The organism is Pseudomonas sp. RA_5y_Pfl1_P24 (assembly GCF_963970945.1).
Classification (GTDB): Bacteria; Pseudomonadota; Gammaproteobacteria; order Pseudomonadales; family Pseudomonadaceae; genus Aquipseudomonas; species Aquipseudomonas tritici.
The window spans coordinates 75,833-87,701 of the sequence record NZ_CAXAOJ010000015.1 but is presented as its reverse complement, the minus strand read 5'-3'; the positions used below and the strand labels follow the sequence as shown (position 1 = coordinate 87,701).

14 protein-coding genes are annotated in these 11,869 nt (G+C 60.8%); 7 read left to right on the top strand and 7 right to left on the bottom strand.

What is annotated here, in order from left to right; all coding sequences use genetic code 11:
• Positions 1 to 10 precede the first annotated feature (10 nt).
• Complete coding sequence (locus AACY30_RS22925; protein WP_339436765.1) at positions 11 to 889, bottom strand: DMT family transporter; 879 nt, start codon at positions 887 to 889, stop codon at positions 11 to 13.
• Positions 890 to 1,088: 199 nt separating this feature from the next.
• On the opposite strand from AACY30_RS22925, the gene AACY30_RS22920 reads away from it, so the two are divergent.
• The 3 genes from AACY30_RS22920 to AACY30_RS22910 are packed head-to-tail and all read left to right on the top strand — an operon-like array spanning position 1,089 to position 3,410.
• Entirely contained in the window at positions 1,089 to 1,502 is a 414-nt protein-coding gene (locus AACY30_RS22920) for a membrane lipoprotein lipid attachment site-containing protein (protein ID WP_339436764.1), read from the top strand.
• A 45-nt stretch (positions 1,503 to 1,547) separates the two neighbouring features.
• Complete coding sequence (ypfJ, locus tag AACY30_RS22915; protein ID WP_339416855.1) at positions 1,548 to 2,432, top strand: KPN_02809 family neutral zinc metallopeptidase; 885 nt, start codon at positions 1,548 to 1,550, stop codon at positions 2,430 to 2,432.
• Positions 2,433 to 3,410, top strand: a complete 978-nt coding sequence (locus tag AACY30_RS22910) for an alpha/beta hydrolase (protein WP_339541159.1) — start codon at positions 2,433 to 2,435, stop codon at positions 3,408 to 3,410.
• A 63-nt stretch (positions 3,411 to 3,473) separates the two neighbouring features.
• Here AACY30_RS22910 and AACY30_RS22905 read toward each other — a convergent pair whose 3' ends face one another.
• The 3 genes from AACY30_RS22905 to AACY30_RS22895 are packed head-to-tail and all read right to left on the bottom strand — an operon-like array spanning position 3,474 to position 5,538.
• On the bottom strand, positions 3,474 to 4,061 hold the full coding sequence (locus AACY30_RS22905; protein ID WP_339541158.1) for an HAD family hydrolase: 588 nt from the start codon (positions 4,059 to 4,061) through the stop codon (positions 3,474 to 3,476).
• Entirely contained in the window at positions 4,058 to 4,927 is an 870-nt protein-coding gene (gene tesB, locus AACY30_RS22900) for an acyl-CoA thioesterase II (RefSeq protein WP_049711414.1), read from the bottom strand. Before tesB ends, AACY30_RS22905 begins: the two co-directional genes overlap by 4 nt.
• Before the next feature lie 41 nt (positions 4,928 to 4,968).
• Complete coding sequence (locus AACY30_RS22895; RefSeq protein ID WP_339471404.1) at positions 4,969 to 5,538, bottom strand: GNAT family N-acetyltransferase; 570 nt, start codon at positions 5,536 to 5,538, stop codon at positions 4,969 to 4,971.
• 75 nt (positions 5,539 to 5,613) lie between these two features.
• On the opposite strand from AACY30_RS22895, the gene AACY30_RS22890 reads away from it, so the two are divergent.
• Both AACY30_RS22890 and AACY30_RS22885 read left to right on the top strand, forming a co-directional pair.
• Positions 5,614 to 6,534 carry a histone deacetylase family protein gene (locus AACY30_RS22890; protein ID WP_339541157.1) on the top strand — a complete coding sequence of 307 codons (921 nt, stop codon included), beginning with the start codon at positions 5,614 to 5,616 and terminating at the stop codon, positions 6,532 to 6,534.
• A gap of 170 nt (positions 6,535 to 6,704) precedes the next feature.
• Positions 6,705 to 7,949: a TIGR03862 family flavoprotein gene (locus AACY30_RS22885; protein ID WP_339541156.1), complete on the top strand. Its 1,245-nt coding sequence runs from the start codon at positions 6,705 to 6,707 to the stop codon at positions 7,947 to 7,949.
• Between the two features lie 62 nt (positions 7,950 to 8,011).
• Here the strand turns inward: AACY30_RS22885 and AACY30_RS22880 are convergent, their stop codons facing one another.
• Together AACY30_RS22880 and yedA are read right to left on the bottom strand one after the other, a co-directional pair.
• A complete protein-coding gene (locus tag AACY30_RS22880; RefSeq protein ID WP_339541155.1) occupies positions 8,012 to 9,346 on the bottom strand; it encodes a DEAD/DEAH box helicase in 1,335 nt (444 codons plus the stop codon).
• A 49-nt stretch (positions 9,347 to 9,395) separates the two neighbouring features.
• Positions 9,396 to 10,292 (bottom strand): drug/metabolite exporter YedA, encoded by an 897-nt coding sequence (yedA, locus tag AACY30_RS22875; RefSeq protein ID WP_339541154.1) that lies wholly within the window; start codon positions 10,290 to 10,292, stop codon positions 9,396 to 9,398.
• A 160-nt stretch (positions 10,293 to 10,452) separates the two neighbouring features.
• Here yedA and AACY30_RS22870 point away from each other — a divergent pair, with 160 nt between their 5' ends.
• The gene (locus AACY30_RS22870; protein ID WP_339416871.1) at positions 10,453 to 10,914 is read left to right on the top strand and encodes an Lrp/AsnC family transcriptional regulator; all 462 of its coding nucleotides are present in this window, start codon (positions 10,453 to 10,455) and stop codon (positions 10,912 to 10,914) included.
• A gap of 89 nt (positions 10,915 to 11,003) precedes the next feature.
• Here the strand turns inward: AACY30_RS22870 and AACY30_RS22865 are convergent, their stop codons facing one another.
• The gene (locus AACY30_RS22865) at positions 11,004 to 11,252 is read right to left on the bottom strand and encodes an acyl carrier protein (RefSeq protein ID WP_339541153.1); all 249 of its coding nucleotides are present in this window, start codon (positions 11,250 to 11,252) and stop codon (positions 11,004 to 11,006) included.
• Positions 11,253 to 11,485: 233 nt separating this feature from the next.
• Between AACY30_RS22865 and AACY30_RS22860 the strand changes: the two genes are divergently transcribed.
• The gene (locus tag AACY30_RS22860) at positions 11,486 to 11,785 is read left to right on the top strand and encodes a DUF6124 family protein (protein ID WP_339427983.1); all 300 of its coding nucleotides are present in this window, start codon (positions 11,486 to 11,488) and stop codon (positions 11,783 to 11,785) included.
• Positions 11,786 to 11,869: the final 84 nt, after the last annotated feature.

Below are 11,869 nucleotides of genomic sequence, written 5' to 3'. Positions count from 1 at the left end.
TCCCCCTGAGCTATCTGCGCCGCTGCTGCCAGGCAGCGGCCAGCCCGCTCATGCAGATCACCCCGATGCCGACCACCGTGGTCAAGTCGGGGGTATGGTTGAACACCAGCCAGCCCAACAACCCCGCGAATACGATCTGGCAATAGCCGAACGGCGCCAACAAGGCCGGCGCCGCGAAGCGGAACGCCTGGGTCAGCATCAAGTGCGCGGTCATCCCGCATGTGCCCAGGGCCAGCATCAACACGCCATGCCACAGCGTCGGGACCTGCCAGAAGAACGGCACCATCGCACTCATCACCAAGGTATTGCACAGGCCGGCAAAGAAGTTGCTGGTGGTGGGGGTGTCGACTTTACTCAGGATGCGCGTCAGCAGTTGGTAGAAGCAGAAGAACATCGCCGAACACAGCGGCAACAATACGGCCGGGGTAAACAGCTCGCCGCCGGGGTGGATGATGATCAGCACGCCGACAAACCCGCAGATGACCGCCAGCCACTGGCCGCGCGTCACGTGCTCGCCGAGCAGCGGCACCGAGAGCGCCGTCACCAGGATCGGCGCGAGGAAGTTAACCGCCGTGGCTTCCGCCAGCGGGATGTAATGCAGCGCCGCAGTAAAAAACAGGCTCGTGCCCAACAGGCACAGCGCCCGCACCACCTGCATCCCCGGTCGTTTGCTGCGCAATACGCGCAGGCCTGATTGCGGCAGGAAGATGCCGGCCATCAACAAGGTATGCACCAGGTAACGCGCCCACACCACCATCACGACGGGGTAGAACCCCGCCAGGTATTTGGACAAGGCGTCATGGCTGGAAAACAGAAACGTCGCCAGCACAATCAGCAGGATGCCTTTGAAAGGGTGGTTGACGCCGGATAGAGGAGTACTGACGGTCATTGAGTTCTCTTGCGTGGCGGGCTGAACACTGTGCACTGAATGAAATAGCGCTCAACCCGGTAATCTAGCAGCCGGGCCGGAGTCTGCCCCAAGAGCATAACCAAACACCGTGCGAACAGCGCACTAAATCACGGGATTCGAGTCCAACGCTGCACGTTGACTGCCGTGTTGCACACTTTTTAACCAAGGCCCTGCCGCTATGAAAAAAACCCTCTTTGTTCTGTCTGCCCTTGCCCTGCTCACCGCTTGCAATCAAGAAGCCAAGGAAGCCCCCAAACCTGCCCCGGCTTCGGTGCAGGCCACCCTGGTGCCAGAGACCCCGCCCACCGACAAATGGGTCGGCAAGTGGATCGGCGTCGAAGGCCTCAACCTGACCATCGCCAAGGACGACAGCATTGGCCGTGGTCATTACATCCTCACCATGCAATACGGCCTCGACGCCGACGACTCAGGCACCTTCAAGGGTGAAGCCACCGAAGACGGCATCGCCTTCACCCGCCCCGACGGTCCACAGCTATTGCGGGCTGGCGACGGTGCCGCCACCGGGCTGAAATGGCTGGCGGATAAAAAGGACTGCCTGATTGTCGATACCGGCGAAGGCTATTGCCGCTAATAACGACCATAATCAAACACTGTCATCACCCAGAGGATTGCCCACATGCTATGGAAAAAAGGCCGACGCAGCGACAACGTGGTGGATGCACGCAGTGACGGCGGCGGTGGCGGCGGCATGCGCTTTGGTGGCGGCAAAGGCCTGAGCCTGGCGGCGATTGTGCTGATCGTCGGCATCGGCTGGCTGACCGGCCAGGACCCGATGCAGATCCTCGGCCAGTTGACCGGCCAGATGGAACAGGCACCGTCGGTGAGTACACAGCCGCGCCAGGCGCCGCCGGCCAACGATGAGCAAGCCGATTTTGTGCGGGCCGTACTGGGCGATACCGAAGACACTTGGGGCCAGGTGTTCCAGGAAAACGGGTTGGCCTACAAGAATCCGAAACTGATCCTGTTCCGTGGCCGGGTGAATTCGGCCTGCGGTGGCGCCACCTCGGCCAGCGGCCCGTTTTATTGCCCGGCTGACCAGCAGGTGTACCTGGACCTGGGGTTTTTCCGGGAAATGTCGCAACGCTTCCAGGCCGCCGGCGACTTTGCCCAGGCGTATGTGATCGCCCACGAAGTCGGGCACCACGTGCAGACGTTGCTCGGCATCTCGTCGAAAATCCAGGCCGCGCGCCAACAGGGTCGGCAAATGGAGGGCGATGGAGGTCTGCTGGTCCGTCAGGAACTGCAAGCCGACTGCTTCGCCGGGGTGTGGGCCAACCGTGCGCAAAAGCGCTTGAACTGGCTGGAGCCCGGCGACATTGAAGAAGCGCTGAATGCGGCCAACGCGATTGGCGACGACCGCTTGCAGCAACAGGGTCAGGGCCGTGTCGTACCGGACTCGTTTACCCACGGCACCTCGGCACAGCGGGTACGCTGGTTCAAGACTGGCTTCGCCCAGGGCCAGATCAATCAATGCGATACGTTTACGGCCAAGAGTCTCTAGATGAATAAACGATTGGGATTGCTGCTGGGTTTGATGCTGACCTGCTCTACCACCTTGGCCGCCGAACATGGCGTCAAAGTCGTGAGTCCCGATCGTTTTCACCTGGATGCCGGTGACCTCAGCCTCGGCGTAAGCCAGGACTGGCGCCAGCCCCTGCCCCAAGTCACCCGTGCATTGATCATCGTGCATGGTCGCCTGCGTAATGCGCAAACTTACCTGCAAAGCGGTGAAGACGCCGCCGAGCACGCAGGCCAAGCTGCCAAGACGCTGGTGATAGCGCCGCAGTTTCTGAATGAGTTCGAGGTGAAGCGCAACCACCTGGACAACCAGGTACTGCGCTGGAAGGGCAATGACTGGATGGCCGGCGAGCCCTCGAGCGGCCCAGGTCAGATCAGCTCCTACGGCGCCCTCGACCAGATCATCAAGCACCTGGGCAATCGCACGCTGTTCCCGGCCCTCAAAGAAATTGTGGTGGCTGGCCACTCAGGCGGCGGTCAAGTGGTCCAGCGTTTCGCCGTCACCGGGCACGAACACCCTACCCTCCTGACCGAAGGCATTCGCGTGCGCTATGTGGTGGCCAATCCGTCTTCCTACGCCTACTTCAGCCCGCAGCGCCCGCTGAAGTTCGACGCGGCCAACTGCCCAGGCTTCAACGACTGGAAATATGGCATGCAACACCTGCCGGCCTACGCCAAGGGCCAGAGTGCCGAACAGCTTGAGCGGGTTTATGTGTCACGCAACGTTACCTACCTACTGGGCCAGCAGGACATCGACCCAAACCACCCGGCACTGGATAAAAGCTGTGAGGCCGAAACCCAGGGCGCGTATCGCCTGATTCGCGGGCAAAACTATTTTGACTACCTCCAGCAGCGGCATCCGCAGTTGGGCCACAGGTGGGTGGAAGTGCCTGGAGTGGGGCATAACGGGGATGGGATGTTTACGTCGCCGGAGGGGCAGAAGGTACTGTTCACAAATTAACAGACAAAACCGGATCAACATGTGGGGGCTTCTCGCCCCCACATTTGATTTTCGGTGTCCGGTTTAGATCATCCGACGCAGCGCCACGCAATTCTCGGCATGCCAATCCGCCAACTCCGGCCACGGGTTCTCGGGCAGGTTAACCAACACCGTCCGCGCACCTGCCGCTCGGCCACAATCCAGGTCGAAGCGGTAATCGCCGACCATCACCATCTCGCTCGGCGCGACATCCCAAGCGGCTGCCAGTTTCAGCAAACCACCCGGGGCCGGCTTCGGTGGCGCATCATCACGCCCCAGCACATCCTCGAGGGCAAAACAGTCCGCCAGGCCAATCGCCTCCAGCGTAACGTGGGCCAATTCCCGCGCATTGCGGGTCAGGATGCCCAGGCGATAACCACGCCCGGCCAGCTCGCGCACCAACTCAACCGCGCCTTCTGCGGCGACCGAACCCAGCGCCAACTCGCGCTCATGCTCCAGCAGCCAGGCATGCTTGGCCGCCGCCTCATCCGCGGGCAACGCCGCCAGATGGGTGAGAATATCGTCCTCGGGCGGGATTTCCAGGGCCACGCGAATGGCCGCAAAGTCATGCACGGCCACCGTCAGCGTGCCATCCATGTCGAACACCCAGTGCTTAACGTCCGTCAGGCTCATGCCCAGTCCTTGCGATGGCGAATCAAGCCTTCCTGGGTCACCGAGGCCACCAGTTGCCCGGCGCGGTTGTACACACTGCCCCGGGAGAACCCACGGGAATTGCCGGCCCACGGGCTGTCCATGGCGTACAGCAACCAGTCATCGGCACGCAGGTCAGCGTGAAACCACAGCGCATGGTCGAGGCTGGCGACCTGCATATCTTTCTGCCACACGGTCTTGCCATGGGGCAGCAACGAGGTGGTCAACAGGCCGAAGTCAGAGGCGTAGGCCAGCAGGTACTTATGCAGCGCCGGCGCGTCGGCCAAAGCGCCGTCGGCACGAAACCACACGTACTTGACCGGGTCGGATGGCTGCGGGTTGAACGGGTCTTTTTCGGTGACCGGGCGCACTTCGATCGGCTTGGGGCACAGCAACTTGTCGCGCATATGTTCGGGGATCAAGTGCGCACGCTGTTTGGTCAGCTCAAGCTCGGACGGCAAGTTTTCCGGTCCGACCACCACGGGCATGGTGGTCTGATGGTCGAAGCCTTGTTCGTCGTACTGGAACGAGGCACTGCAGGTAAAGATCGGGTGGCCCTTCTGGATCGCCGTCACACGACGTGTGCTGAAACTGCCGCCGTCGCGTACGCGGTCCACTGAATACACCACCGGCAACGCCGCATCACCAGGACGCAGGAAGTAACCATGCAGGGAATGCACGTGCCGCGCTTCTTCTACAGTCTGGCTGGCGGCCGACAGCGATTGGCCGAGCACCTGGCCGCCGAACAGTTGGCGAAAACCCAGGTCCTGGCTGCGGCCGCGAAAGAGGTTTTCCTCGATCGGCTCCAGGGTCAGCAAGTCCACCAGATCTTCCAATACTTGGCTCATAGAGCAACTCCTACAACAATCGAGAGGGCATTCCGGGCTGCTTATCCGTGCAGCGTGTCCAACCATTGGGCGCGGGTGATGCGATACAAAACATGATGGCGCAGCGGGTCATCGGCTGCGACCTTGGGGTGTTCAAAATCTGCCTGGGGATCGTAATGCATACCGATGGCCTGCATGACTTTTTGTGACGGCAGATTGGATTCCGTGGTGAAGGCGACGATTTCGTCCAGTTGCAAGCGGTCGAAACCGCAGCGCAGCGCGGTCCACGCCGCCTCGCTGGCGTAACCCAGGCCCCAGTGTTCGTGAGCCAGGCGCCAGCCGATTTCCACCGCTGGGGTAAAATCCGCTTCGAAGCTGACATTCAGCAACCCGGTAAGGCCGATGAAGTCACCGGTGTCCTTGCGCTGCAATGCCCACAGGCCAAAGCCGTATTCGGCGAAATGACCACGAACCCGGCCGATCAACGCAGCGCTTTCCAGATGGCTCAGCTTGGCCGGGAAATAGCGCATCACCTGCGGGTCGGCGCACATGCGCGCAAACGCCAGCAGGTCGCTGTCGCGCCATTGGCGCAGCACCAGCCGTGCGCTTTCCAATTCGAGTATCGGCTCCATGGGTCCCCTCCCTTGCCATGTGCGTGAGTGTACAGCGCTGGTAAGATCCGTCGCAGGTTCCCGTCAGAAAATCCTATGCCTTTGCCGTTGATCTACCACGATGACTACAGCCCCGAGTTCCCGGCGGAGCATCGCTTCCCCATGGACAAATTCCGCCTGTTGCGCGACCACTTGGTGTCAACGGGACTGACCGAGGACAGCCAACTGCTGCGCCCACAACTGTGCCCACCGCAGATTCTGGCCCTGGCCCACGACGCTGGGTATATCGAGCGCTATATGAGCGGCGAGTTGTCCCGCGAAGACCAACGGCGCCTCGGTCTGCCTTGGAGCGAAGCGCTGGCGCGACGCACTGTGCGTGCAGTCGGCGGCTCCATTCTCGCGGCGGAACAGGCGCTGGACCATGGCCTGGCCTGCCACCTGGCCGGCGGCACCCATCACGCCCATTACGATTATCCGGCCGGCTTTTGCATCTTCAATGACCTGGCGGTGATCAGCCACTACCTGCTGGCGAGCGGCCGCGTCAAACGCGTACTGATCTTCGACTGCGACGTGCATCAGGGTGATGGCACCGCGCGCATTCTCCACGACACGCCGGACGCCATCACTGTGTCGCTGCACTGCGAAAAGAACTTCCCGGCGCGCAAGGCCCAGAGCGACTGGGACATCCCACTGCCGATGGGCATGGGCGATGCCGATTACCTCAAGGTGGTGGACGACGCGCTCAACTACCTGCTGCCGCTCTACCAGCCCGACCTGGTGCTGTACGACGCCGGCGTCGATGTGCATAAAGACGACGCCCTCGGTTACCTCAAGCTGACAGACGAAGGCGTCGCCGCCCGCGACGAAAGCGTCATGCGCCACTGCCTGGGGCGCGACATCCCGGTGATGGGCGTGATCGGCGGCGGCTACAGCAAGGACCGCCCGGCCCTCGCCCGCCGCCACGGCATCCTGCACCACAGTGCGCAACGGGTCTGGACGTCATCAGGTTGTCATTGAACCGTGGGCGTTACCCACAATGCCTGTGGAACCACCTGTGGATAACTTGAGCGTAAGCACCTGAAAGCCAGAAGCAGTCTGGCCTGTAGGAAGTTGTACATTTTTTGATCAGGCAGTTGCGCCGTCCTCGGGTAGAATGCTCGTCCTATTCAGCGACCGTAGCCCAGCCCATGCCTCAGACCCCTGCTCTTCACGTTGCCATTATCGGCGGCGGCCCCACCGGGCTGATGGCTGCTGAAGTCTTGAGCCAGGCAGGCGTGCGCGTGGACCTGTACGACGGCATGCCCTCGGTGGGGCGCAAGTTCCTGCTGGCGGGGGTGGGCGGCATGAACATCACCCATTCCGAGGCGTACCCGGCGTTCCTGTCACGTTACGCCGAGCGCGCGCCGCATATGGCGCCCTTGTTGCGTGGGTTTGGTGCCGAAGCGTTGTGCGAATGGATTCATGGCTTGGGCATCGAAACCTTTGTCGGCACCTCTGGCCGCGTATTTCCTACCGACATGAAAGCTGCCCCCCTGCTGCGTGCTTGGCTCAAGCGCCTGCGCGATCAAGGCGTGGTTATCCACACTCGCCATCGCTGGACCGGCTGGAATGCCCAGGGTGATTTACTTATCCACAGCCCGGATGGCGAAAAAACTGTCCACAGCGAGGCAGTGTTGCTGGCCCTCGGCGGCGGCAGTTGGTCGCGCCTGGGTTCTGACGGTGCCTGGCTCAAGCTGCTGGAAGACAAAGGCGTGCCTTACATCCCATTGCAACCCAGCAATTGTGGCTTCGAGGTGTCGGCCTGGAGCGAATTTATGGTCAGTAAATTCGCCGGTGCGCCGTTGAAAAACGTCGCCATCGGCTTGGGGGATGACAAGCCTCGGTTAGGGGAATGTGTGGTCACTGCCACCGGTATTGAGGGCAGTTTGATCTACGCACTGTCGGCGCCGATTCGCGAAGCGATCAACCGCGACGGTTCGGCCACGGTGCACATCGACCTGTTGCCGAGCAAGCCGCTGGATAAGGTCCTGGCTGCCTTGGCCAAGCCACGTGGCTCGCGCTCGATGAGCAAGCACTTGCACAGTCAGTTGGGGTTGGATGGGGTGAAAGCGGCGCTGTTGCGTGAGTTGGCACCGGCAGAGCACTTCAACGATCCGGCGCAATTGGCGGTGGATATCAAGGCGTTGCCGTTGACGCTGGTGAAGACGCGACCGATGGATGAGGCGATCAGCACTGCGGGCGGCGTGCCGTTTGAGGCGTTGGATGAGCGCTTGATGCTCAAGCAATTGCCGGGGGTGTTTTGTGCGGGGGAGATGCTGGATTGGGAAGCGCCGACGGGGGGCTACCTACTGACGGGATGCTTTGCCAGCGGATGGGCGGCTGGGCGTGGGATGTTGGAATGGCTTAAAGGCAGTTGCAAGCTGCAAGCCTAGAGCTGCAAGCAAGAGCAGCGTCGTGCCCACTTGCAGCTTTTGGCTCGCAGCTCATAGCTGCTCTATTTCTTCTTACGCGGCCCAGTATTAAACACAGGCACCTTGCGCACCGGCTTGATCGAAGGCTCCACCGGCGCTGCATCCCCGCTGTCCACCCACTTGCCCAGGTTGCGCTTACCGCCACCACCCGACGTTTTAGGCTTCTTCGGTTTTTTCGGCTTCTTCACCACTTGCCCGCTGGCATCGGTGTCCGGCACGCGGTGCTCCGGTTCGAAATCCTGCTCCATATGCCGGCTCAGCGTCTGACGCGTCAGCATCTCAATGGCCGACAGCATGTTCACTTCATCGGCGCACACCAGGGAAATCGCTTCACCGGTATTGCCCGCGCGACCGGTGCGGCCGATGCGGTGGATGTAGTCCTCAGCCACGATTGGCAGGTCAAAGTTGACCACCAGCGGCAGGTCTTCGATGTCCAGGCCACGGGCCGCCACATCGGTAGCCACCAGGATCTGCACATCACTCGATTTAAAACGGTCCAGCGCACGTTGGCGAGTGGCTTGCGGCTTGTCGCCATGGATACCATCGGCATTGATACCCAGGCCTTGCAACTTATCCACCAGCGCATCCACGCCGTTACGGGTCTTGGCGAACACCAGCACCTGCTTCCAACGGCCTTTGCGCATCAGGTGCACAAACATCTCTGCCTTACGCTTCTTGTCCACCGGCACCACCCATTGCTTCACAGTGTTGGCGGCGACGTTGCGCGGGCTGACTTCGATGGTCAGCGGGTCGTTGAGCATCTGCCCGGCGAGCTGGCGGATCTCATCGGAAAAGGTGGCGGAGAACAGCAGGGTCTGGCGCTTTTTCGGCAGCATGCGATAAATGTTGGCAAGCTCTTCGGAGAAGCCCAGGTCGAGCATGCGGTCGGCTTCGTCCAGTACCAGGGTTTGCAGCTGGTTGAGTTTCAGCGCGTTCTGGCGGAACAGGTCGATCAAGCGGCCAGGCGTGGCGACCAGGATGTCGACGCCTTTGCGCAGCTTCATCATCTGCGGGTTGATGCTCACGCCGCCGTACACGGCGTAAGTGGTCAGCGGCAGGTTTTGCGCGTACTCGGCAACGCTGGCGTGAACCTGTTCGGCGAGCTCGCGGGTTGGGCACAGGATCAGCGCACGCGCCGAGTTGGCAGCGACTTTCGGCCCTTCCATGGTCAGCAGCTGCAGCAGCGGCACGGCGAAACCGGCGGTCTTGCCGGTGCCGGTCTGGGCCGCGGCCATCAGGTCGCGACCGGCCAGCACCGCCGGAATGGCTTGCGCCTGCACCGGCGTCGGGGTCTGGTAGCCAAGCGTCTCAAGGGCGCGCAGCAAGGGTTCGATCAGGCCAAGTGTGGCGAAAGTCATGTGTTTACCGTAGGAAAAATTCAGCGCACTGCGCGTAATGCGCGGCAGTTTACCTTATTTCCGGCTTGGGCTTGCGCCACTGGGGCAGGCTGATCAATAGCACCGCGCTGATAATCACCAGCATCGCAAGGGCTTCTTCCATGCCGATGGTCTCGCCCACGAATACGATCCCCAACAACACCGCCACCGCCGGGTTGACGTAGGCATAGCTGGTAGCCGCCGCCGGGCGTACATGCTTGAGCAGGTACATATAAGCGTTAAAGGCGATGATCGAACCGAACACAGCCAAATAGGCCAGGGCCAGCCAACCTTCCAGCGGTGGCATAGCGTGCAGGCGCTCCCCGGTCAACACGCTGCCGATCAACAACGTGACGCCGGCCACCAACATTTCTGCGGCACTTGCCATGGCGCCTTGAGGCAGCGGCAAGCGCCGGCTCCACACCGAACCAAATGCCCACGAAGCGGCAGCAAATAACAGCAAGGCAGCGCCCGTTGGGCTCGATTGCAAGGTGCTGCCCATGTTGAGCATGGCGATGCCGATAATCCCCAAGACCACCCCGGCCCATTCCAGACGGGTATTACGCGCGCCCCAGAAATAGCCACAGAGCAAGGTGAACAACGGCACGGTCGCCACGGCCAGTGCGGCAACACCGGACGACACACCCGAGTGCTCGGCCAACGTCACCGAGCCGTTGCCGAAAGTCAGCAGCAAAATGCCGATTTTGGCGGCGGCCTTCCACTGCTCCCAGGTCGGCGCCGGCGCCCCGCGCCAGCGTAAATAGCCATACATCGCCGCGCCCGCCAGCAAAAAGCGAATCCCACCGAGCATCAACGGCGGCCAGTACTCCACGCCAATCCGGATCACCAGGTAGGTAGACCCCCAGATCACATACAACGCAAAAAAGGCGGCGATCAACGGTAAGGGAAAGCGACGTGGGCCAGGCATTGGTCAGCTCTATGGCAGGTGTAGGGAGGCTTATTCTAAAAAAGCAGGTCGATAAACATAAGTTACAAAACCTGTTTAAACCGCCCATACACTTTTCAAAGCATGGTTATCAGCGCTATAAGCCATGTTTTCGAAAGCCACGCGTTACCGGAGCCTTATCATGGACAAATACGACCGCCTGCTCCTCAGCGCCCTGCTCGAAGACGGCCGCGCCTCCTACGCGCAACTCGCCCGCAAGGTAAACCTCTCCGCCCCCGCCGTCGCTGAGCGAGTGGCCAAGCTCGAGGCCAGCGGCGTGATCACCGGTTATCAGGCCAAGGTGGACCTGTCCAAAGTCGGCTTGCCGATTCAATGCGTGATGGAGTTGCGGCTGACTAACCATGGCAGCCAAAAGACCTACGACGCCCTGGCGCAAATCCCTGAGCTGACCGAGTGCCATCGGGTGACGGGTGATCCATGTGTGATCATGCAAGCGGCAGTGGGCAGCATGCCCGAGCTGGAAAACCTGATTAATCGGGTAGCGAAGTTCGGGTTCAGCAAGACCTCGATCATTTTGTCGAGCGCGATAGAGCGGCGGGTGCCGTTGGGGCAGTTGGAGGGGATCGGGAAGAGTGGTGGCTGACCCACCGCCATCGCGGGCAAGCCCGGCTCCCACCGTTGAAATGCATTCCAACGGTGGGAGCTGGCTTGCCTGCGATGACGTAAGTTGCATCAATGCACCTTTGAGCGCTCAACAATCAAATCGACAATCTGCCTGATCGTGGTGATGTGATCCCAATCTGCCTGAGTGGCGTGCAGGTTGAACTGCCATTTGATCTGCATGACGAAGCAGGTCAAATCTTCATCAATGATCTTGAAGTCATGGATGAAATCCGTTTGTTCTGTCACTTGGCTGCGGTCGATGAAGCCAATGATATCGACGAACAGTTGGATGACCTTTTCGCTGATCTCGGCCCTCATTTGGCTAACTCTCTTTTTTTCTCCCCCGATATACGAACAGGTACCAGAGGGCTGTTCTAAATGGCCAGCAAGACCGCTCCCTTTCACTTGCGGGAAGTTTCCGAGCGAGCTTCAACCCCTTGCTCCGCAAAGACTGCACCACTAATCTGCCCCACGTCATCGGCCCCTCGATGACCGGAAGTGCAAGCCGAAATTGACGGAAGGAGCGAGTCAAATACTCTGGAGTTCTGAACATGATCAAAGCAACTTCCACATCGAACGCAAACTTCCTCAGCGAAGACGCCCTGCTCAATCGCCGAGCCATCGACTACTACCTCAAAGCCTGCGCCCCGGATGCGCCGAACTTTATCTTGAATGACAACCTGAGCTTCGAAGATGCCCTGGCCCATGCGGCGGATTTGCTGCATTGCGCGGTGGAGACGGTGCAGGATTCGGGTGAGGTGCTGAGTGCGCAGCAGCGGGCGGTGATGCATTTGGTGGGGATGGCGAAGGGGGTGGTGGATCGGGCCCTGGAGTGTGTACAGCCTCGATGAGCGCCGCCTAACTAATGTGGGAGCGGCGGTGCGACGATTCGACTTGCTCGCGAATGCAGCGTGTCAGTCGCCGAATAAACTGAA